Below are 20491 nucleotides of genomic sequence, written 5' to 3'. Positions count from 1 at the left end.
CCTAGGGGTTTTCGCTTAAGAGCGCGCCGGAGCGACTTCCAGGTATTCCGCGATGATGGCATCGAAACTGTCGTCGGGCAGCAAGCCCAGGCGGCGTGCGCGCGCCGCGTCGATGTGGGCCGGCCAGCTGGTCACGATGTTGGCAATCGCGGCGTCAGGTGTCCAGTCGATCAGCGCGGCCACCTCCTTGCCTGCCACGCGCTCCAGCGCCGCCGCCATGTCGCCCGGTGTTGTCTTGAGGGCGGGCAGGTTGATGGCAGTGCGCGCGCCCCAGTCGGCGTCGCCGGCTTCGACGGCCCGAATCAGGCCGTGGATGGTGCGGCTGGGCGAGGACAACGCCACGGGGGTGTCAGCGGCGACCGGGCACACGGCCCGTACGCCGGCCAGCGGCTCGCGGATCATGCCGCTCAGGAAGCTGGAGGCCGCGCCGTTGGGCTTGCCGGGACGCACACTGACGGTCATCAGGCGCACATTGCGGCCGCGGATGAACCCCTTGCGCGCATAGTCGGCCACCAGTTGCTCGCCAATGAATTTCTGGATGCCGTAGCTGTTTTGCGGCGTCGGCAAGGTGGTGTCTTCAATCACTGGGGGCAAGGGCTGCTGCGGTGAATTGCCGAACACGGCCAGTGAGCTGGCAAATACCAGCGTCGGTGAGGTTCCCAGGCGGCGGCAGGCCTCCAGCAAGGCACGGGTTGCGTCGAGGTTGCTGCGCATGCCGAGGTCGAAATCAGCCTCGCATTCACCGCTGACCGCAGCGGCAAGGTGAAAAACCACCGCCGTGTCCCGGGCAATCACGGGGCCGGCGTCCGGGGCGGCTTCGAGCAGCCCGTTCAGGTCCCCCTCGATGGCGCGCACCCGGTGGTCGGCCATCAGCTCGGCCGGTGGTGCCGCCCGGTCCACCAGGGTCACGCGGGTGATGGTTTGTGCAGGGCTGCCGGCCAGCGACAGCGTGCCTCGTTCAAGCAGTTCGCGGGCCAGGCGAAGGCCCAGAAAACCGGCGCCGCCGGTAATGACAATATTCATGAGAACCCTGCCTTTGTCTACATGCCGCTGTAGTTGGGGCCACCGCCGCCTTCTGGCGTGACCCAGACGATGTTTTGCGTCGGGTCCTTGATGTCGCAGGTCTTGCAGTGCACGCAGTTCTGCGCGTTGATCTGCAGGCGGTCGCTGTTGTCCGGGTTCTTGACGTACTCGTAGACGCCGGCCGGACAGTAGCGCGATTCAGGTCCCGCGTAGATGGCCAGATTGATGTTCACCGGCACGCTGGCGTCCTTGAGGGTCAGGTGCGCCGGTTGCTGCTCTTCGTGGTTGGTGTTGGACACAAACACCGAGCTCAGGCGGTCAAAGGTGATCTTGTTGTCGGGCTTGGGGTAAACAATCTGCGGGCATTCGGCCGCCGGCTTGAGCATCGCATGGTCGGCCGTCTTGCGGCGAATTGTCCACGGCGGGTTGCGGATGCCCAGCTTGGGCAGCAGCCACTGCTCGATACCGGTCATGAAAGCGCCGACATACACCCCTTTCTTGAACCACTGCTTGAAATTGCGCGACTGGTTCAGTTCGGCATGCAGCCAGCTTTTGGCAAAGGCTTGCGGGTAGGCGCTCAGTTCGTCATGCTGGCGCCCGGCGGTGACCGCCTCGTAGGCGGCTTCGGCCGCGAGCATGCCGGTCTTGATGGCGGCATGGCTGCCCTTGATGCGTGCGGCATTGAGGTAACCTGCTTCACAGCCGATCAGCGCGCCGCCGGGGAACACGGTTTTCGGCAGGCTCACCAGCCCGCCGGCCGTGATCGCACGCGCGCCATAGCTGATGCGTTTGCCGCCCTCGAGGTAGGCCCTGATGCTGGGGTGGGTCTTCCAGCGCTGCATTTCCTCGAAGGGGCTGAGCCAGGGGTTGCTGTAGTCCAGGCCGACCACCAGGCCCAGCGTGACCTTGTTGTCTTCCAGGTGGTACATGAAGCCGCCGCCATAGGTCTGGCTGTCCATCGGCCAGCCGGCGGTATGCACGACCAGGCCGGGCTTGTGTTTGGCCGGATCGATTTCCCAGAGTTCCTTCACGCCCAGCGCGTAGGCCTGCGGGTCCTTGCCGTCGTTGAGCTTGAACTGCGCCATGAGCTGGCGGCCCAGGTGGCCGCGTGCGCCTTCGGCAAAAATGGTGTACTTGCCGTGCAGTTCCATGCCCAGCTGGAAATGGTCGCTGGGCTGGCCGTCCTTGCCCACACCGAGATTGCCGGTCGCCACGCCCTTGACCGAGCCGTTGTCGTTGTAAAGCACTTCGGCGGCTGCGAAGCCGGGGAAAATTTCAACCCCCAGGTTCTCGGCCTGCTGCGCCAGCCAGCGCACCACATTGCCGAGGCTGACCACGTAGTTGCCTTCATTGTGGAAACATTCGGGCACAAAAAAGGCCGGCGTTTTGGTCGCCCCTGTTTCGCTGAGAAACAGCACTTCGTCACTGGTCACGGGTTGGTTGAGCGGGGCACCGAGTTCTTTCCAGTTCGGAATCAGTTCGGTGAGCGCCTTGGGGTCCATCACTGCGCCGGAGAGAATGTGCGCGCCGGGCTCCGAACCTTTTTCAAGCACCACGACAGAAAGCTCCGTGCCCTTTTCTGCGGCCAGCTGCTTCAGGTGAATGGCCGTGGCCAGGCCGCCGGGGCCGCCTCCAACCACGACCACGTCGTATTCCATCGCTTCACGGGGGCCGAACTGGGCCAGGATCTCTTGGTTATTCATGGTGGACTCGCTGATAATCAATTTCAGGAACGGTTGTCCGTCAGGGAACGGCCGCAGCGCAGCAGCTGATTTTATGTCGTGAATCCACCGATGCGAACGATCGTTCGCCTCGGTACACTTTTATCGGGAGAACCCTCTAATGGCCTATAGCCTGGATCTTTCAGGGCGTGTCGCGCTCGTGACCGGCGCCTCCGGCGGTCTGGGTGCGCAGTTCGCCAAAACCCTGAGCCGCGCGGGCGCGGCGGTGGTGCTGGCCAGTCGCAGGATGGACAAGCTCAAGGATCTGCGCGCGCAGATCGAGGCTGAGGGCGGCGATGCGCATGTGGTCCTGCTGGATGTGACGGACCACGCCAGCATCAAGTCGGCAGTGGCGCACGCCGAAACCGAGGTTGGCCCCATCGACATCCTTGTCAACAACTCCGGCGTGAGTACCACGCAGCGCCTGCAGGACGTGGGTGAGGAAGACTACGACTTCATTTTCGGCACCAACGTCAAGGGTGCTTTTTTTGTGGCGCAGGAAGTCGGCAAGCGCATGCTGGCGCGGTCGCGAGGCGCGGCGCCGGGCACCTTTTCCGGCGGGCGCATCATCAACATTGCTTCCATGGCCGGCCTGCGCGTGTTGCCCCAGATAGGCGTGTACTGCATGAGCAAGGCGGCGGTGGTGCAGATGACCAAGGCCATGGCGCTGGAGTGGGGCAGGTTCGGCATCAATGTCAATGCCATCTGCCCGGGCTATATCGACACCGAGATCAACCACCACCACTGGGAAACCGAGCAGGGCAAGAAGCTGGTGCAGATGCTGCCGCGCAAGCGCATCGGCAAGCCGGAGGACCTGGACGCATTGCTGGTGATGCTGGCCAGTGGGCAGAGTCACTTCATCAATGGGGCAGTCATTGCTGCGGACGACGGCTTCGGGCTCTGAGGCATGCGTCGCTGAGCGCCTGTCCATCGGTCACCCCGCTTTTTTCCTTTTGACTCTCGTCTTTACAACGCCATGAAAATTGAAATTCCCGAGAGCAAGAAACTGGTCTTCGAAATGCGCATGCCGATCCGCTGGGGCGACATGGACGCGATGGGCCACGTCAACAACGCCAGCTATTTTCGTTACCTGGAGACGGTGCGGATCGACTGGATGTATTCCATTGGCTGCGTGCCCGATCCGAAAGGCGAAGGCCCGGTTATCGTCAATGCGTTCTGCAATTTCTACAAGCAGCTCGAATACCCCGGCGACGTCCTGGTCCGGATGTATGCCAGCGACCCGGGTCGCACCACCTTCGAAACCTGGGGCACGATGGAGCGCGTCGATCAGCCCGGCGTGATCTACGCCGTCGGCGGCGCCACCACCATCTGGGTGGACTTCCCGAGCCAGAAGGCGGCCACTTTGCCTGACTGGATGCGCGCCATCGTCGGTTAGGCGTCAAATCGGCACCCAGCCCTTGCTGGATGGGCGGATACAGCTATTAAATAAGTAGCGACTGAACCTGCTTACTTCTGCTTCGGCAGCCGGCCCATCAGGTAGAACTCGGGGTTGGGCATCATGCTGGAGAAGCTTGCGATGCGGTTCGACAGGCCGAAGAAGGCGGTGATGGCAGCGATGTCCCAGATGTCCTCGTCGTTGAAGCCGTGGGCATGCAGCGCGGCAAAGTCGGCTTCTTCCACTTGGTCCGACGTCTGGCAGACCTTCATTGCGAAGTCCAGCATGGCGCGCTGGCGCGGCGTGATGTCGGCCTTGCGGTAGTTCACCGCCACCTGGTCGGCCACCAGCGGTTTTTTCTCGTAGATCCGCAGGAGGGCGCCATGCGCCACCACGCAATACAGGCAGTGGTTGGCCGCACTCGTGGTGGTCACGATCATCTCGCGGTCGCCTTTGCTCAGGCCCGACTCCTCGCGCAACATCAAAGCGTCGTGGTAGGCAAAAAAGGCACGCCACTCCGCCGGGCGGCGCGCCAGCGCCAGAAAAACATTGGGGACAAAGCCGGCTTTTTCCTGCACCTCCAGCACTTTGGCCTTGATGTCATCGGGCAGGGTATTGAGGTCGGGCAGGGGATATCTCGTGGTCATGGTTTGTCTCATTGCTGGTGAATGGTGCGGCAATGATACGTTCAGCTCGGGGTGACTTTGAGGGTTTGGCATGTCGGCGCAGGCTGAAGGGGACATCAGCGGCTATGCTGGCGATTTGCCAAGGAGAACCTGACCCATGGATTCCCAATTCGACAAAGGCCTCGCCACCCGCAAGCAGGTGATGGGCGAAGACTTCGTAAGCAACGCGTTCGCCAATGTCACCGACTTCACCCGACCCATTCAGGAACACATCACCGCCAAGGCTTGGGGCGATGTCTGGCAGCGGCCGGGTCTGGAGCGCAAGACGCGAAGCCTGATCACCGTGGCCATGCTCACGGCGCTCGGCAAGCAGCATGAACTCAAGGCGCATGTGCGTGGTGCGCTCAACAACGGCGCAACGGCTGCGGAGATTCAGGAAGTGTTGTTGCATGCCGCCGTTTATTGCGGTGTGCCCACGGCGGTGGACGCCTTCCGCAGCGCGGCCGAGGTGATCGACGGCAAGTAGGGGGAGCGCCGCGGCAGGATGGGTTTTCCTGCACGGTAATTGCGACGGGTCATGATCTGCCGCAAAGTCCGGGGCGAAACGGCTGCCAATAATGGACAGCATGATGTGGTTCATCCATGCGGTCCGGCGGGCCAGCCGCTACTCGATTGTGCTGCCGCTCTGGCTGGGGCTGTTCATGCCTGCATGGGGCGCCGGGGGATCGCAGGCGCTGGGGCCTGCCGGCTTGCGTGCCAGGCACGTCGCCCTGGGCCCGCAACTTGCCAGCAATCAGTTTCAGGGGCCCTTGTACCTGGTGTCGAGTGAAAGCACCGGGCAACTGGAGGGTGATGTCTACGCCTTGGTCAAGCATCCGTTCGGAACGGTCCGCACCGAGCTGAGCGATCCCGGGCACTGGTGTGACATGCTGATCCTGCATCTGAACATCAAGTTCTGCCGTGCCCGCCCCGCCGCGGCAGGCACTCAGCTGGATGTGCGACTCGGTCGCAAGCATGACCAGCCCCTGGTCGAGGCGTCCACGGTTCTTTTTTCCTACCGCAAGGTGGCCGCAGAGGCGGACTACCTGGATATAGAGCTTGAAGCTGCTGATGGTCCACTGGACACACAAGACTACCGGATCCTGCTGGAGGCCATCCCGATATCGGAAAGGCAAAGCTTCATTCACATGAGGTACTCGTTCGCCTATGGGCGCACGGGGCGCGTCGCCATGCAGTTTTATCTGGCAACCCTGGGCCGGGGAAAGGTCGGGTTCACCCAGACCACAGCGGGCATGCCCGGTCAGCCTCCAGAACTCATCGGCGGGGTGCGCGGCGTGGTGGAGCGAAACACGATGCGCTACTACCTTGCGATCGAGTCCTACCTTGATGCGCTTTCGGCGCCACTGCCGCAGCGCTTCGAGAAAGGCCTGGAAGCCTGGTTCGCAGCGACCGAGAAATATGCCCGCCAGTTGCATGAGGTCGAGCGTGCCGCCTACCTCGACATGAAACGCAAGGAGTACCAGCGGCAACAGACAGCACCTTAGGCAGAAGCCGCATGCACCGCAGTGGGCGGTTCTGGTTCATGCTGTCCAGTTGATAAATCTCAAGATATGAAAGTCAGTAGCGTGAAATGCTGAATTTTCTCGTTCATCAACCACCCCCGGAGATTTCTCATGAAAAAAGTATTGCTTCCCCTGAGTATCGTTCTTGCCCAGATGTTGGCCGTGAGTGCCTTCGCCCAGACCAAAGGCGGCGAAGCCGACCCTGAACAGTCCAAGGGTCAGACCATGCCCAAGGCGACGCCTGCTGAAAAAGCCACGGCCAAGGCCGCGCGCAAAGAGGAAGGCGCCGCTGCAGCCCACAAGGCCGTCACGCCGCGTGCAGCCGAGGAAAAAGGTGTCGGCACCGCCAAGGCAGCTACCAAGCAGGAGCGCGATGCAGCCAAGGCCAAGCGCAAAGCCACAGCCGCTGACGCCCTCAAGAAAGGCGAGATTCCTTCCGGGGAAAAATGAGCCAGCCTGGCTGGTGACTGAAAAGCGGGCCCTGCGGGGCCCGCTTTTTTTTGTGATGCGTCAACAGTGGTCGTCTGTTTTCTCGCAGTGCAGCGTACAAAAATGTCCCGGGCTCCAGCGCCTTTGGCCGGCAGACGGTGCCTTGAAAATCGTGCTGGTTTTTGAGTCACCCTACTGCTGCGGGGGAATGCGGACTACACGCCCTCGGGCGGGCAGGGCGCACAATGAATTTCCAGTCACCACTGTGTGACTTCATGGCAGCCCGGCCTTCACGCTGCGGGTTGCAGACCCTGAAAGGAAAAAACACATGCAAGTTCAAGTCAACTCCAACCACACGATCCACACCGGTGAGTCGTTTGAGCGGTGGGCGAGCACGGAACTCAACGCATCGCTGAGCCGCTTCAAGGACGACATCACCCGCATCGAGGTGCACATGAGCGACGAGAACAGCGACAAGGTCAGCGCCGACCACAAGCGCTGCATGATCGAGGCGCGGCTTGCGCACCACGAGCCGCTGGCCGTCAACCACCATGCCTCCAGCCAGGACGAAGCCTTCCGGGGCGCGAGCGAGAAACTCAAGCGTGTGCTCGAACACACGCTGGACAAGCTGCGCGACCACCGGTCACGGGATTCCATCCGCCGTGAGCCCGACCCGGAAGCCCTCTGACCTTGCAGGCAGCCAGAGCCGGTTGCCGGCAGATTTCCGTGAATCTGCTGCTGGTTTGAGGTGTTTTTGGCCTCCAGCCCAATGACTGCAAGCGCGGCTAGCTATCAATAAAATAGCAATGGCCGCCCGATGTAACCGCCCGCAGGCTGGCGGGCGAGCTCTACCGGCGGCCTCCAGATGCAAGCCTGGTATCAGCTTCAGGGCCGATGATGGGCCCCACCAGCCATGAAAACTGCCCTGCTGTCCGACATTCATGCCAACCTGCGCGCGCTTGACGCGTGCATGGACCATGCCGCCGCCCGGGGCGCGCAGCGTTTCGCCGTGCTTGGCGATCTGGTGGGTTACGGGGCCCAGCCCGCGCAGGTAGTGCGCCGGATGCGTGAGCTGGCGCAGGAAGGTGCCATCGTCCTGCAGGGCAACCACGACGCAATGGCGGCGACGCCACTCGCCCAGGCCGGCAAGATGGACCCGAGCGGCGCGGCGTGGACCCGCTCACAACTGCAGCCCGCTGACCTGGATTTCCTCGCTGGCCTGCCGCTGACCGCCACTGACGGCGCTGCTTTTTTTGTGCATGCCAGCGCCGATGCGCCGCAGCGGTGGCTGTATGTCGACAGCGGACATCGCGCCGAGGCCAGCCTTGATGCGGCCTGCGCCGACACGCGGGTGCGTTATGTTTTTGGCGGCCATGTGCACCACCAAACCCTGTATTTCCGGGGCGCCAGCCAGAGACTGCTGCGCTTTGAGCCGACAGCGGGCGTAACCATCCCGCTACCGCCACATCGCCGCTGGATTGCCACCGTGGGCTCTGTCGGGCAGCCGCGTGATGGCAACACCGACGCGATGTATGCGATGTTCGATCCGGCCCGCGCCGAGCTCACCTTTCACCGTGTCGCCTATGACCACCTCGCGGCCGCGGCGGATGTCCGGGCTGCGGGGCTGCCGGAGGATTTTGCCAAACGGCTGGAGCGTGGCTTGTGAAGCTGCTGGCCCCCGGGACGGTGATTGACGGTTTCCAGGTCGGTGACTGCCTGCATGCCGGCGGCATGGCCCACATCTACCAGGTCGCTTATGCCGGCGTTGCGCAGCGCGAACCGTTTCCGATGGTCATGAAGGTGCCGCGCATGACGGAGGGCGACGGGGCGGAGAACATCGTCGGGTTTGAGGTGGAGCTGCAGATCCTGTCGGTGCTCACCGGTCCCCACGTGCCGCGCCTGGTGGCCGCCGGCGACCTGGCGAAGCTGCCTTACCTGGTCATGGAAGAGGTGCCCGGGCGCACCCTGCAGCAGTGGCTGGATGACGAGCCCGCGCCGCTGGCCGCTGACGAGATCGCCCGGCTGGGCGCGGCCGTGGCGCAGGCCGCGCACAGCCTGCACCTGCAGGACGTCTGCCACCTGGACCTGAAGCCGGCCAATGTATTGATACGGCCGGACGGCCGGGCGGTGCTGCTTGACTTCGGCCTGTCCTGCCACGCCCACTATCCGGACCTGCTGGCCGAGGAGTTGCGGCCCGCCGTGGGGTCACCGACCTGGATGGCGCCCGAGCAGGTGGTGGGCGTGCGCGGTGACCCGCGCAGCGACATTTTTGCCATCGGTGTCATGCTGTATGAAATGGCCACGCGCGAGCTTCCTTTTGGCAATCCGCAGACCCGTGGCGGACTGCGCCAGCGCCTGTGGATGGACCCGGTGCCGCCGCGCAAGTGGCGCCCCGAGCTGCCCGAATGGCTGCAGGAAGTGATCCTGCGCTGCCTGGAACCGGAGGCGGCGCGGCGTTACGCGTCTGCCGCGCATCTGGCTTTTGATCTCTCGCACCCGCAGCAGGTGCAGGTGACCGACCGTGGGCGGCGCGACCGGGCCACCGGGTTCTGGGCGCACCTGAAACGCTGGGTGCGCGCCGCCGGCATGCACTATCAGCCCAGCGCCTTACCGTCCCGGCTGATTGACGCGGTGCCCATCATCATGGTGGCCGTCCCCAACCGCGATGTGAGTGATGCCACCCTGTATTCGCTGCGCGAAGCGGTGTCGCGTGCCCTCGGTACCGTGCCTGGCGCCCGGCTCGCCTGTGTGAGTGTGATTAACCCCGGTGAAACGCCGGGCCACGATGCTGCCTCCAGCGAGACCACGGTTCACCGGCGCTACCTCGGCATGCTGCGGCAATGGGCCCAGCCGCTGGACCTGAGCGGCCAGACGGTGTCCTTCCACATTCTCGAAAACGGTGACGTCGCTCAGGCCCTGCTGCGTTATGCGCAAGGCAACCAGGTCAGCATGATCGTGATGGGCGCGGCGACCCACGGGCTGCAGATGCAGCGGCTGCTGGCCACGGTGCCCATCCGGGTCGCCATGGCAGCGCCGTGCACCGTGGTGCTGGTCAAGCAGGCGCTGCCGTTCGGCCAGCTGGCCGCGACAGAGGACAGTTACGCACAGGACGCCGTGGACGAAAAGCCGGCGCGTGTTTCCAGGGTGACGATCTAGGAAGCCGGTGGCCCTTTGCAGGAAAGCGGAAGCTGCTATCAATAAAAGAGCGTCCGGCTCAGCCCGCCATCAGCTTGTGCACCAGGTCAGCGGTTGTTGATGCCTTGTACTTGCGCATCAGCCGGGCCCGGTAGATTTCCACCGTGCGGTGGCTGATGACGAGGGCGCGGCCGATCTCCTTGGACGTCAGGCCGTCCATCAGGTGCGCGGCGACCTCGCGCTCGCGCGCGGTGAGTTCGGCCTTGACGGGCCGGCGCGAGCTGAGGTCTTCGAAGGTCCAGATGCCGGACTCGTGCGGTGAGGCCCGGTTCAGCGCACGCCCCGTGACATGGCACCAGAAGGTCTCGCCCTTGAGGCGGCCGTCCACGCGTTTCATGATGCGGTCGTCGGCGTAATGCCCCTTGGCGTTGAGAATGGGCAGCATGCGCGCGCCTATGCGCTCATATTCATCCGCGCTCGGGTAAAGGATCTGGAACGACTGGCCGGTGAGTTGCTCGCGTGTGGCGCCAAACATCTCGCACAGATGCTGGTTGCAGTCGACAATGGCGCGGTTGCGCGAAAGCACCAGGCCCACGGGAGCCATGTCGAATGCCAGCCGGTAATCAATGTCCATGGTGGTGCAGGTAAGCGGGCGTGCGGGTTTGACTTTAGGGATAACTACGTATGTCGATAAGTAGTATCGTAATGCTTTTGAAGTTCGTGTCGAAGCTCTGCAGGAGATTTCTGTGAATAAAATTTTCCCCTCCGCCGATGAGGCCCTCAAGGGTGTCGTCAAGGACGGTCAGCTGATGGCTGTCGGTGGTTTCGGCCTGTGCGGCATTCCCGAGGCCCTGATCGAAGCGCTCAAGACCAGTCAGGTCAAAAACCTCACCGTGATTTCCAACAACGCCGGTGTGGACGGTTTCGGCCTGGGCAAGTTGCTGGAGACCCGGCAGATCAAAAAAATGATTTCCAGCTATGTGGGTGAGAACAAGGAGTTCGAGCGCCAGTACCTGGCTGGCGAGCTGGAACTGGAGTTCACGCCGCAGGGCACTCTGGCCGAGAAGCTGCGCGCGGGCGGCGCCGGCATCCCGGCATTTTTCACAAAAACCGGTGTCGGTACCCTGGTCGCCGAGGGCAAGGAACTGCGCGAGTTTGATGGTGAAACCTACCTGATGGAACGCTCGCTGGTGCCTGATGTGGCGCTGGTCAAGGCTGACATTGCCGACCGCTCGGGCAACCTGCGCTTCAACCTGACGGCGCGCAACTTCAACCCGGCCGCAGCCATGGCAGGCAGGATCTGCATCGTGGAAGTGGAGCGCATCGTTGCCACCGGCGAACTGGCGCCCGACGACATCCACCTGCCCGGCATCTACGTGCACCGCATCGTGCACAACCCCACGCCCGAGAAGCGCATTGAAAAGCGCACCACCCGCGACCGTAAAGTTTGAGGAGAAAGATATGAACCCCCACGTTCGACACTTCGTGTTCTCTCTGCCCCCCAAGGGGGCGCAAGCCTCCTTTGAGGCCGCTCGGCAGGAGGCTTAATCATGGCATGGACCCAGGACCAAATGGCCGCGCGAGCGGCGCAGGAACTCGAAGACGGTTTTTACGTGAACCTCGGCATCGGCATCCCGACGCTGGTGGCCAACTTCGTGCCCGACCACATCGAGGTGTGGCTGCAAAGCGAAAACGGCATGCTGGGCATTGGTCCCTTCCCGTATGAGGACGAGGTCGATGCCGACCTGATCAACGCCGGCAAGCAGACCGTGACCACCATCAAGGGATCGTCGATTTTCGGCAGCCACGACAGCTTTGCCATGATCCGCGGCGGCAAGATCAACCTCAGCATCCTCGGGGCCATGCAGGTCAGCGAACACGGCGATCTGGCCAACTGGATGATTCCGGGCAAGATGATCAAGGGCATGGGCGGAGCCATGGACCTGGTGGCCGGTGTCAAGCGCGTGATCATCCTGATGGAGCATGTCGCGAAGAAAAAAGACGGCACCGAAGACCTGAAAATCCTCGAAAAATGCACCTTGCCCCTGACCGGCGTTGGCGTGGTGGACCGCATCATCACCGACCTGGCCGTGATGGACGTCACGCCGGAGGGCCTGAAAGTCGTGGAACTGGCTCCTGGCGTCACCCGTGAGGCCCTGCAGGCCAAGACTGGCTGCAAGCTGCTCTGAGCCGCCGCCCCCCGTCGTCAGCCTGCGTTTTGCGCTGTCTGACGACGACACGACTTCCCCAAGCAGCCCCGTGATGGCAGCTTGATAGCGGCTTGAGGGGGGAGCATCGATCGGGCCTTGTGCCTGCGCCCCATCCTTGGGGATTGGCATCCCGGGGTCAGCCCCTTTGGGCGGTCCCATGCCGTTTCATCAAAACTCAAGATCAGGACTCCCGTCGCCCGCGGCGGAGTCCCGCTGCTTCGCACGCAAGGCAGGCCTGGTGGCGGCCGCCCACCGCCGCGCCGATATTCCCGGAATGCAACAGTTGCGCCCGTCTGACGTGTAACAAAATTTTGCATTTTCGGTTTCAAACGCATAATCCTTGCTTGAGTCGTCACCAACATGACCGCGCACCACGTGAGCATTCCTTAACAAGTAATTGAAAACATGAGTGTTCTTTACCTAGATCACTTCGGCTTGTCGACGGATCCTTTTCGCATTACACCCGACACCGGACTCTTTTTTACCGGGGGGCAGCGCGGCGACATTCTTGAAGGTTTGATCGTTGCATCCATGCATGACGAGGGAATCGTGAGCGTGGTGGGTGAAATCGGCATGGGCAAAACCATGCTCAGCAGGATGCTTCTGGAGCGGCTGCGGCCCTTGCCGTCGGACACCGTTTATCTGGCCAACCCGGTTTTTGACCGCGACGAGATTCTGGGTGCGATTGCCCATGATCTGATGCCCGAGCCACCGCAAGGCAACCGGGCGCACATGCTGGCAGCGCTGGAATCCGTGCTCATCGAGCGTTACTCGCAGGGCCGGCGCGTGGTGGTCGTGATCGACGAGGCGCACAGCATGCCGGCGACGACGCTGGAGGAAATCCGCCTGTTGTCCAACCTGGAAACGACCCAGAACAAGCTTCTCAAAATCGTGTTGTTTGGCCAGCCCGAGCTTGACGAGTTGCTGGCCGCACCACAGCTCAGGCAGGTCAAGGACAGGATCAGTCACCGGTTCGAACTGCAGCCGCTCAATGCCCAGGAGGCGTCGGCTTACCTGATGTTTCGCCTGCACAAGGCCGGGTGGAAGGGGGGCGAGCTGTTTGACGCTGCCGCGTTGCGCCTGCTGGTGCAGGCCTCCGAGGGCCGTACCCGCAAACTCAACATGCTGGCCGACAAGTCCATGCTGGCGGCGTATGCGGAGGGTGTGCCGCAAGTGGGTATTGAACAGGTTCGCCGCGCGGTTGGGGACAGCCTGCCGACCTCCCGGCGCGCTGCGCTGTTTCCCGCAAACGCGGGTGACCCGTCCTCGAGTCTGTGGCGCAGGTTTGCACCGGCAGGCCTCGGGGTCCTGGTGGCCTTGGGCGCCGGTTATCTTCTGGGCAGCGGAGGCGGCATGGACAGGCGCGAACGGGTGGCCGTGACCCAGCCGGTGACGTTGCCGATGGCCCCGGAGCCTTCTTCTATACCCGCAGCAAAACCGTCGCCCTCGTCGCCATCGCAGCTTGCCCCGGTCGCTCCGGTGGCTCCCGGTCCTGTTCTGGCTGTTGCGCCAGCTCCGCCGAGCGCCCCTGCCGCCAGTCCGGCATCTCCTGTCCCGGTCCCGGTGCCACCGTCGCCTGTCGCCACAGGAGCGCCCATCGCTGAGCCGGCGCTGGTTGCGAAGCTGAAGGACAACGCCCTGGCCGTTCGCATGCAGGTCACGGACGAGTTCATTGCCAGACCTTCCACCAAGGGGTTCACGGTTCAGTTGTTGTCCCAGCGCGCCCCCCGCGATGCCGAAGTGCTGGCAATGGCCAATGAAATCCAGGCAGCGCTGAACGGCGCAGCGCAGCCTGCCGTGCCGGTGCTCGTGCACAACCGGCTCTATCAGCGCCAGCTTTTTCACGCCCTTTATGCCGGGCACTTCGAAACCCGTGCGGATGCCCTGGAGTTCATACAATCTGCTCCTGGCGCCATCAGGCGCTACAACCCCGTTGTACGCAGCCTCGACGCCATCCGTAAGGAACCTGCCCCTTGAAAACCTTTTGCCCCGTCTGGAAGCCAATCTTGCTGGCCGTACTGGTGCTTGCAGGCTGTGCAACACCGCCGCCGCCCATGTCGAAAGGACATCTGGTCGAGGAGCCCTCCACGGTCCCGCCGCTCGCCCAGGCTCCCGCAGACGTCATCAGCATTCCTCCGCTTTCGGCCGGTGCACCTCGTCTGCCCGCACCCCGGGCGGTCAAGCCGCAGGAAACCTACAGCGTGGTGGTCAGCAACGTCAATGTTCAGACCCTGCTGTTTGCATTGGCCCGCGATGCCAAATTGAACCTTGATGTTCATCCGGGCATCACCGGCACCGTCACGCTCAATGCGCTGGATCAAACCATTTCCGAGCTTCTGGATCGCATTGCACGGCAGGTGGACATGCGCTACGAACTGGACGGGAAAAACCTGTTCGTGCTGCCCGATGCGCCGTTTTTGCGCCTGTACAAGGCGGACTATCCCAACATCTCCCGCGATTCGGTCAGCAGCACGGGTTCCGAGTCGCAGGTCGCGACCACGGGGCAGGGCACGGCTTCGGGTACCGGCAACTCCTCGTCCGCGTCGATTCGAAACACCTCCAACAACCGGTTCTGGGTCACGCTCACGGAAAACATCCGTGACCTGCTCCGGGAGACCGACAAAGTCATTGAAACGACGGCTGCCGCTGCACCTGCTGCAGCACCCGCTGCGCCGGCACCTGCCGCTTCCGTGGCCGGAGCGTTGGGCGCTGCCGCGCGAACCATCACCGGCACCGCTGCGCCAGCGGCTGCTGCCGCACCGCAGCCGATGTACCGTGAAGCCGCATCGGTCATCGCCAATCCGGAGACCGGCGTGATCAGTGTTCGCGCCACGGGCAAGCAGCATGCGCGCGTACGCGAATTTCTTGACCAGGTGGTCGGCAATGCCAGACGCCAGGTACTGATCGAGGCCACGATTGTTGAAGTGGCGCTGACCAATGACTACCAGCAAGGCATCAATTGGACGGTGATACGAAACGCGGTTGCTCCCGGAGGGACTCAACTCGGATTGTCCATGTTTCCCGGTGGTGGAACGGCATTGTCGACAGGGGTGAACCCGCCATTTCTGGGAATGTTTTCAGCTTTACGGACCGGGAGCAAGACCGACCTTGGGGCGGCGGTTCGATTGCTCGAATCCTTTGGTAAAACACGCGTTCTTTCAAGCCCCAAAGTCAGCGTCATGAACAACCAGACTGCCCTGCTCAAGGTGGTGGATAACAAGGTGTATTTCACCATCTCCGTGACGCCCGGAACACCAGCTTCGTTGGGTGTTGCCGCCACGGCAGCGGTGTACACCACCACCATCAATACCGTGCCGGTCGGTTTCCTGATGAATGTGACGGCGCAGGTAGGCGATGACAACGAGATCACTCTGAACCTGCGGCCGTCGGTGTCACGCATCACGAGCTACGCGAACGATCCCAGTCCCGCTCTGGCGCTTGCCGGCATCACCAACCGGATTCCTGAAATACAGACGCGCGAGTTCGAGTCCATCATGAAAGTACGAGACGGCGAAACCGCCGTGCTGGGCGGACTCATGCAGGACGACCGCAGCAACGCCACGGACCAGATTCCCGGTGTGGGCGACGTTCCTGTTGTTGGCGAGCTGTTCAAGCTGCGCAGCAATCAGTCCAACAAGAGCGAACTGGTCATCTTCCTGCGACCCACCATCCTGCGTGATTCGAGCATTGATGGCGACGCTTCCTTTATCCGGAGCCAGCTTTCCATCGGTACACCGGTCCCTGTGGGGCGCAGGCCATGAGCTTGCTGCTCGACGCGCTCCGGCGGGCAGAGGAGGACTCCCGCAAGCGCAAGCTTGACGCGTCAGTAGCCAGCGCAGGCCCGGTGCCCATGGCTTCCGATGGAAACACCCCGCCTGACCCTGCGCAGGCATCCGGGCCGGAGTTGACCCTGCAGGCGCAGACGCCGGTTTCGTCCCCTGACCCGGAGCCGGCCGTGGCCGTTGCGCAGGCAAGTACGACGCCACTGGTACAAGCGGCTGAGAGTGATTTTCCGGACCTGACCCTGGTGTCGGACGAAGCTGCAGACGCCGCGCCGTCGCCGCAAGCCGCGGCCGTCGCCCCGGTTGCCGATCCCCGCACGCCTATTCAACCGTATGGACGTTATGCCCGGCCAACCGGCACAGAAGCCGGGCAAACTACGGCGCCTGTCTCCGGGGGCTGGGCTGCCGCCCAGGCGGCACGCGAACCGGTGCGGCCCTCAACCGGGCCCTTCGCTACGCGAGCCCCTGTGTCCCCCGCTCCCGACGCAACGCCAGCAGCGGCAGGGTCCCTGGAACGGGCCCCGCCCCTGACGGGAACTACGCAGCGCCAGGCGATCTCTGCCGCCGGCGCAATGGCCGGTGCGGGCGCGCGGAAGGTGCCGGCCAGGCCGCAGCGACGCCAGTGGGTGCTTGTCGCCGTGGCGCTGGTGGTGGCATTGCCGGTGGCTGCTTTCCTTCTGTTTGGAGATGCGCTTTTCGGGTCGTCCGGCACCCTGGTTGCAGGCAAGACCACGGTGGTCGTTGTCGCCCCCCAGGCTGCAGCGACTGTGGCATCCGCGGCGCCCACTGCTGAGGTTTCTGTACCCGGCAACCTGCCAGTTGCGGCCGGTCAAACACCGGGTGCTGCTGCGGCACACAACAGCCTGCCTTCCGCTGCACAGCCCGTTGCCGGCATGGTCCCGGCGCCCGCCCAAGGGGCGGCTCGCGACGCAACCGTCCCCTCCTCTCGTGCTGTGGCTGTGGCGCCTCGTCCGCGCGAGCCAGCGCAAAGTCCTGCGCGCAGCGCCGTGGCCAGGCAGCCGCCAGCCAGCGGCGACGGTCGCCGCGGGTCGGACGTTGCCTCCGCAGCGGCGGGGGTAGCCTTGCGCTCGAATGCTGCAAAGCCTGCTTCGCTCATGGACGCCGCCTACGCGGCCTACCAGGCGGGCAAGACCTCCGAAGCGATCCGGCTTTATCAAGAGGTTCTGAGGGCCGATCCGACACAGCGTGATGCATGGCTCGGTCTGGCCGTTATCGCGCATGCCGACAACCAGCGCGAACCCGCCATGGATGCCTACAAACGGGTCTTGCGCCTGGAGCCGCAAAACGCCACGGCGCTCGCCGGGCTCAGCAGCCTGATCACCAACGCCGGCGAGCCCCAGCAGGAGTCCAGGCTCAGGGAAATGCTGGCCCGCTCCCCGCAGGAGGCCGACCTGAACAATGCCCTGGGGCTGGTCCTGTCCGGCGAAAAGCGTTGGTCCGAGGCTCAACCCCTGTTTTTCAAGGCCCATTCGGCGGCGCCCCAGGAGCCGCAATTTGCCTACAACCTGGCGGTCACGCTGGATCACTTGCGCAAGTCGGGCCTCGCGGCGCAGTATTACGAAACAGCGATCGGGCTGGCCCAGGGCCGGGCCTCGGGGTTCGATGAAACCAGCGCGCGCACCAGGCTGGCGGCATTAAAGGCGAGCGCAGTTGCGGGGGGCTCCCGATGAGCGCAAAACTCGACGTCTACAACCCGACGTCGTTTTACCTTGAGCTCGAGCGCAGCGGCCTGATCACCCACGACCAGGCCGAGATTGCCTGGACCGAGCGCGAAAAACGCGGTGGCTCTTTCGGCGACATCCTGGTTAGCCTGGGCATGTTGTCGCTCGATGACCTCACGGCCATCATGGCAGCGGCCAGTGCCACCGAAGCCATCCGGCTCGACGACATGGTCCCCGACGACGGGGCGATCAAGCTCATCCCGAAGACGCTGGCGCAGAACTACGACGTTTTCCCGGTTGGTTTTGACGACGAGAGCCGGCAGCTCACAGTGGCCATCAGCGATACCAACGACGTTGTGGCCATGGACCAGTGCCGCTCCGCCGTGCCTGCCGACATATCGCTGCGCTGGCGGCTCGCGTCGAAGGCCGACATCAAGGCTGCCATCGACCGCTTTTACGGCTATGTGCTGTCCATCGACGACATCCTCAAGGGGCTGCGCACCGGAAAGATGGACGACAGCGCGCTGTCCATGCGGGGCGCCGAGGCTTTTGCGCACCCGATTGTCCGGCTCATCGACGCTTTGCTGGCCGACGCCGTGCTCGAAGGGGCTTCCGACATTCACTTCGAACCCGAAGAGGGTTTTTTGCGCATCCGCTACCGCATTGACGGTGTGATGCGGCAGGTCAGGGTGCTGCACAAGCAGTACTGGCCGGCGTTGTCGGTCAGGCTCAAGGTGCTGTCGGGTATGGACATTGCCGAGACACGGGCACCCCAGGACGGGCGTATTTCCATGGTTATACGCGGTCACGATGTGGATTTTCGCGCGGCGGCGCAGCCGACCATCCATGGCGAGAACTTCGTGCTGCGTGTGCTGGACCGGCGCAAGTCCATCGTGCCGATGGACAAGATGGGGCTGCCGGCCGACCGCATGAACACCTTGCGGCTCATGCTCGCGCGGCCTTACGGCATCATCCTCGTGACCGGACCGACCGGCAGCGGCAAGACCACCACGCTGTACTCGATCCTCAATGAGATGAATACCGAGAGCGTCAACATCATGACGCTGGAGGACCCGGTCGAGTACCCGATGGCGCGTATCCGCCAGGCTTCTGCTGCCGACAATCCCAAGATGGATTTTGCCAACGGCATCCGCTCCATGATGCGGCAGGATCCGGACATCATTCTGGTCGGAGAGATCCGTGACCACGAAACGGCCGAGATGGCTTTTCGCGCCGCCATGACGGGCCACCAGGTGTTTTCGACCTTGCACGCCAATTCGGCGGTACTGGCCATCGCCCGGCTGCTGGACCTGGGCATTCCTGTGAGCGTGATGACGGGCAACCTGATCGGCATCGTCGCGCAGCGCCTGATACGCCTGTTATGCCCCAAGTGCAAGGAGTCCTACGAAGCGGGAGACGTTGAGAAATCGCTGCTGGGCGTTGCGCACCATCTGCCGTTGAGCCTGTACCGCGCTGTGGGTTGCAGCCATTGCAAAAGCCAGGGTTACAAGGGGCGAACCAGCATCATGGAGTTGCTGCGCTTCGACATGGGCCTGGATGACCTGCTGTCGCGCAACGCCCGCACCCCCGAACTGCTGGCCCACGCGCGCGGCAATGGTTTCACCACCATGGCTGAGGACGGACTGGGCCGCGTGCTGGCGGGCACGACCTCGCTCGAAGAGGTGGCTCGCGTGGTGGACCTGACCCGGCTGGCCAACTGATGCTGGAGTTCAACTACCGCGCGATCACGGCCGAAGGCCGGACCATCTCGGGGCGCCAGTCGGCCACCAGCGAGTCCGATCTGGAAGCGCGCCTGGGCCGCATGCAGCTGGAACTGCTGAAGGCGACGCCGGTGCGGGCCGCCACGCTGTTTGCCCGCAAGAAGCTGGAGAGCAAGGAGCTGATCAACATCTTCATCCACATGCAGACCATGAGTCATGCGGGTGTGCCCCTGTTTGAGTCGCTGATCGATTTGCGTGACTCTGCCGACACACCCACCGTGCGGCGCTTTATCTCGGACCTGGTGGACCGCATCGAGGGCGGCGCCAGCCTGTCGGAGGCGCTCGAACAATCGCCTGCGGGCATCGACAAGGTCAACGTGAACCTGATTCGTACCGGCGAAGCCACGGGCAAGCTGCCGGAAGTGCTGGCCGAACTGGTGGAAAGCCTGAAGTGGTCGGACGAGATCGCCGCGCAGACCAAAAAATTGCTGATGTACCCGGTGTTTGCCGGCACTGTGGTGCTGGGCGCTGTAGGTTTTCTGATGATTTACCTCGTTCCGCAGTTAATCGGTTTCATCAAGAATCTGGGAGGCACGGTGCCCATCCAGACGCGTGCGCTGGTGGCTTTTTCCGGCTTTCTGGTCAACTACTGGTACACCATTCCGTTGGTGATTTTTCTCGTTGCGGCCACTTGGATCACCGCTGTGCGCCTGTCGCCGGCGGCCCGGCTCTGGATAGACAGCGCCAAATTGCGGGCCCCCATCTTTGGCCCCATTCTCAAGAAGATCATCATGGCGCGTTTTGCCAAGTCTTTTGGCCTGATGTACAAAAGCGGCGTTTCGGTGCTCGACTCGCTCGGGTTCTGCCTGAGCCTTTCAGGCAACGCGGCCTATCGAAAGGCGATCAGCGGCGCAGCACTGAGCATTTCCCAGGGACAAAAGGTGTCCGACTCCTTCGCCGCAACCACCTTGTTTCCGCCACTGGTGGTCCGCATGATCCGGGTCGGCGAAAGCACTGGCGGCCTGGACAAGGCGCTTGAAAATGTCAGCTATTTCTACACCCGCGAAGTCAATGATTCCATTGAAAAACTCCAGGGGCTGATACAGCCGGTGCTGACGCTGGTGCTGGGCGGCATGATTGCCTGGATCATGTCGTCGGTGATGCTGCCGATCTACGACCTGATTTCCAAGGTCAAGTTCTAACC

The 20491-nt window shown here is 63.1% G+C and carries 19 protein-coding genes; 15 read left to right on the top strand and 4 right to left on the bottom strand.

Annotation, left to right across the window (positions count from 1 at the left end; translation table 11 throughout):
- Positions 1-15 precede the first annotated feature (15 nt).
- Together denD and PSV33_RS13600 are read right to left on the bottom strand one after the other, a co-directional pair.
- Entirely contained in the window at positions 16-1023 is a 1008-nt protein-coding gene (gene denD / locus PSV33_RS13605; protein WP_300562657.1) for a D-erythronate dehydrogenase, read from the bottom strand.
- Positions 1024-1040: 17 nt separating this feature from the next.
- Complete coding sequence (locus PSV33_RS13600) at positions 1041-2726, bottom strand: electron transfer flavoprotein-ubiquinone oxidoreductase (protein ID WP_300562656.1); 1686 nt, start codon at positions 2724-2726, stop codon at positions 1041-1043.
- Positions 2727-2865: 139 nt separating this feature from the next.
- Between PSV33_RS13600 and PSV33_RS13595 the strand changes: the two genes are divergently transcribed.
- Both PSV33_RS13595 and PSV33_RS13590 read left to right on the top strand, forming a co-directional pair.
- The gene (locus PSV33_RS13595) at positions 2866-3648 is read left to right on the top strand and encodes an SDR family oxidoreductase (RefSeq protein ID WP_300562655.1); all 783 of its coding nucleotides are present in this window, start codon (positions 2866-2868) and stop codon (positions 3646-3648) included.
- A 72-nt stretch (positions 3649-3720) separates the two neighbouring features.
- Positions 3721-4140: a thioesterase family protein gene (locus PSV33_RS13590; protein WP_300562654.1), complete on the top strand. Its 420-nt coding sequence runs from the start codon at positions 3721-3723 to the stop codon at positions 4138-4140.
- A gap of 71 nt (positions 4141-4211) precedes the next feature.
- On the opposite strand, the gene PSV33_RS13585 is transcribed toward PSV33_RS13590, so the two are convergent.
- Positions 4212-4787, bottom strand: a complete 576-nt coding sequence (locus PSV33_RS13585; RefSeq protein WP_300562652.1) for a peroxidase-related enzyme — start codon at positions 4785-4787, stop codon at positions 4212-4214.
- Between the two features lie 136 nt (positions 4788-4923).
- Here PSV33_RS13585 and PSV33_RS13580 point away from each other — a divergent pair, with 136 nt between their 5' ends.
- The 6 genes from PSV33_RS13580 (at position 4924) to PSV33_RS13555 (ending at position 9913) form a co-directional block, all read left to right on the top strand.
- Positions 4924-5292, top strand: a complete 369-nt coding sequence (locus PSV33_RS13580; RefSeq protein ID WP_300518610.1) for a carboxymuconolactone decarboxylase family protein — start codon at positions 4924-4926, stop codon at positions 5290-5292.
- Positions 5293-5392: 100 nt separating this feature from the next.
- Positions 5393-6310, top strand: a complete 918-nt coding sequence (locus tag PSV33_RS13575; protein WP_300562651.1) for a hypothetical protein — start codon at positions 5393-5395, stop codon at positions 6308-6310.
- Between the two features lie 129 nt (positions 6311-6439).
- Positions 6440-6778 (top strand): hypothetical protein, encoded by a 339-nt coding sequence (locus PSV33_RS13570; RefSeq protein WP_300562650.1) that lies wholly within the window; start codon positions 6440-6442, stop codon positions 6776-6778.
- 307 nt (positions 6779-7085) lie between these two features.
- Entirely contained in the window at positions 7086-7445 is a 360-nt protein-coding gene (locus PSV33_RS13565; RefSeq protein ID WP_300562648.1) for an HPF/RaiA family ribosome-associated protein, read from the top strand.
- 225 nt (positions 7446-7670) lie between these two features.
- Positions 7671-8423, top strand: coding sequence for a metallophosphoesterase family protein (locus PSV33_RS13560; protein WP_300562646.1), 753 nt, complete (start codon positions 7671-7673; stop codon positions 8421-8423).
- On the top strand, positions 8420-9913 hold the full coding sequence (locus PSV33_RS13555) for a bifunctional serine/threonine-protein kinase/universal stress protein (RefSeq protein ID WP_300562644.1): 1494 nt from the start codon (positions 8420-8422) through the stop codon (positions 9911-9913). The genes PSV33_RS13560 and PSV33_RS13555 overlap by 4 nt, the downstream gene beginning before the upstream one ends.
- A gap of 58 nt (positions 9914-9971) precedes the next feature.
- On the opposite strand, the gene PSV33_RS13550 is transcribed toward PSV33_RS13555, so the two are convergent.
- Complete coding sequence (locus tag PSV33_RS13550) at positions 9972-10526, bottom strand: PAS and helix-turn-helix domain-containing protein (RefSeq protein ID WP_293595501.1); 555 nt, start codon at positions 10524-10526, stop codon at positions 9972-9974.
- A gap of 112 nt (positions 10527-10638) precedes the next feature.
- Here PSV33_RS13550 and PSV33_RS13545 point away from each other — a divergent pair, with 112 nt between their 5' ends.
- The 7 genes from PSV33_RS13545 to PSV33_RS13515 all read left to right on the top strand — a co-directional run bounded on the left by PSV33_RS13545 (position 10639) and on the right by PSV33_RS13515 (position 20489).
- Complete coding sequence (locus PSV33_RS13545) at positions 10639-11343, top strand: CoA transferase subunit A (protein ID WP_300562642.1); 705 nt, start codon at positions 10639-10641, stop codon at positions 11341-11343.
- Positions 11344-11442: 99 nt separating this feature from the next.
- The gene (locus PSV33_RS13540) at positions 11443-12081 is read left to right on the top strand and encodes a CoA transferase subunit B (protein ID WP_096664899.1); all 639 of its coding nucleotides are present in this window, start codon (positions 11443-11445) and stop codon (positions 12079-12081) included.
- 552 nt (positions 12082-12633) lie between these two features.
- Positions 12634-14079 carry an AAA family ATPase gene (locus PSV33_RS13535; RefSeq protein ID WP_300562638.1) on the top strand — a complete coding sequence of 482 codons (1446 nt, stop codon included), beginning with the start codon at positions 12634-12636 and terminating at the stop codon, positions 14077-14079.
- 77 nt (positions 14080-14156) lie between these two features.
- Entirely contained in the window at positions 14157-15863 is a 1707-nt protein-coding gene (gene mshL / locus PSV33_RS13530; protein WP_300562636.1) for a pilus (MSHA type) biogenesis protein MshL, read from the top strand.
- A 1136-nt stretch (positions 15864-16999) separates the two neighbouring features.
- Positions 17000-17575, top strand: coding sequence for a tetratricopeptide repeat protein (locus PSV33_RS13525; protein ID WP_300562634.1), 576 nt, complete (start codon positions 17000-17002; stop codon positions 17573-17575).
- Complete coding sequence (locus PSV33_RS13520; protein ID WP_300562632.1) at positions 17572-19287, top strand: GspE/PulE family protein; 1716 nt, start codon at positions 17572-17574, stop codon at positions 19285-19287. Before PSV33_RS13525 ends, PSV33_RS13520 begins: the two co-directional genes overlap by 4 nt.
- Positions 19287-20489 (top strand): type II secretion system F family protein, encoded by a 1203-nt coding sequence (locus PSV33_RS13515; protein ID WP_300562630.1) that lies wholly within the window; start codon positions 19287-19289, stop codon positions 20487-20489. Before PSV33_RS13520 ends, PSV33_RS13515 begins: the two co-directional genes overlap by 1 nt.
- The last annotated feature ends 2 nt before the right edge of the window (positions 20490-20491 follow it).

This window comes from Polaromonas sp. (assembly GCF_029945895.1).
Taxonomy (GTDB): domain Bacteria; phylum Pseudomonadota; class Gammaproteobacteria; order Burkholderiales; family Burkholderiaceae_C; genus Polaromonas.
The sequence above is the reverse complement of the archived record's forward strand: the minus strand, read 5'-3'. Positions and strand labels throughout refer to the sequence as shown.

What these genes read in the sequence shown, in the direction of transcription:
- denD (WP_300562657.1), bottom strand. Translation starts at nt 1,023, where the DNA reads ATGAATATTGTCATTACCGGCGGCGCCGGTTTTCTGGGCCTTCGCCTG.
- PSV33_RS13600 (WP_300562656.1), bottom strand. Translation starts at nt 2,726, where the DNA reads ATGAATAACCAAGAGATCCTGGCCCAGTTCGGCCCCCGTGAAGCGATG.
- PSV33_RS13595 (WP_300562655.1), top strand. Translation starts at nt 2,866, where the DNA reads ATGGCCTATAGCCTGGATCTTTCAGGGCGTGTCGCGCTCGTGACCGGC.
- PSV33_RS13590 (WP_300562654.1), top strand. Translation starts at nt 3,721, where the DNA reads ATGAAAATTGAAATTCCCGAGAGCAAGAAACTGGTCTTCGAAATGCGC.
- PSV33_RS13585 (WP_300562652.1), bottom strand. Translation starts at nt 4,787, where the DNA reads ATGACCACGAGATATCCCCTGCCCGACCTCAATACCCTGCCCGATGAC.
- PSV33_RS13580 (WP_300518610.1), top strand. Translation starts at nt 4,924, where the DNA reads ATGGATTCCCAATTCGACAAAGGCCTCGCCACCCGCAAGCAGGTGATG.
- PSV33_RS13575 (WP_300562651.1), top strand. Translation starts at nt 5,393, where the DNA reads ATGATGTGGTTCATCCATGCGGTCCGGCGGGCCAGCCGCTACTCGATT.
- PSV33_RS13570 (WP_300562650.1), top strand. Translation starts at nt 6,440, where the DNA reads ATGAAAAAAGTATTGCTTCCCCTGAGTATCGTTCTTGCCCAGATGTTG.
- PSV33_RS13565 (WP_300562648.1), top strand. Translation starts at nt 7,086, where the DNA reads ATGCAAGTTCAAGTCAACTCCAACCACACGATCCACACCGGTGAGTCG.
- PSV33_RS13560 (WP_300562646.1), top strand. Translation starts at nt 7,671, where the DNA reads ATGAAAACTGCCCTGCTGTCCGACATTCATGCCAACCTGCGCGCGCTT.
- PSV33_RS13550 (WP_293595501.1), bottom strand. Translation starts at nt 10,526, where the DNA reads ATGGACATTGATTACCGGCTGGCATTCGACATGGCTCCCGTGGGCCTG.
- PSV33_RS13540 (WP_096664899.1), top strand. Translation starts at nt 11,443, where the DNA reads ATGGCATGGACCCAGGACCAAATGGCCGCGCGAGCGGCGCAGGAACTC.
- PSV33_RS13535 (WP_300562638.1), top strand. Translation starts at nt 12,634, where the DNA reads ATGCATGACGAGGGAATCGTGAGCGTGGTGGGTGAAATCGGCATGGGC.
- mshL (WP_300562636.1), top strand. Translation starts at nt 14,157, where the DNA reads ATGTCGAAAGGACATCTGGTCGAGGAGCCCTCCACGGTCCCGCCGCTC.
- PSV33_RS13525 (WP_300562634.1), top strand. Translation starts at nt 17,000, where the DNA reads ATGGACGCCGCCTACGCGGCCTACCAGGCGGGCAAGACCTCCGAAGCG.
- PSV33_RS13520 (WP_300562632.1), top strand. Translation starts at nt 17,572, where the DNA reads ATGAGCGCAAAACTCGACGTCTACAACCCGACGTCGTTTTACCTTGAG.
- PSV33_RS13515 (WP_300562630.1), top strand. Translation starts at nt 19,287, where the DNA reads ATGCTGGAGTTCAACTACCGCGCGATCACGGCCGAAGGCCGGACCATC.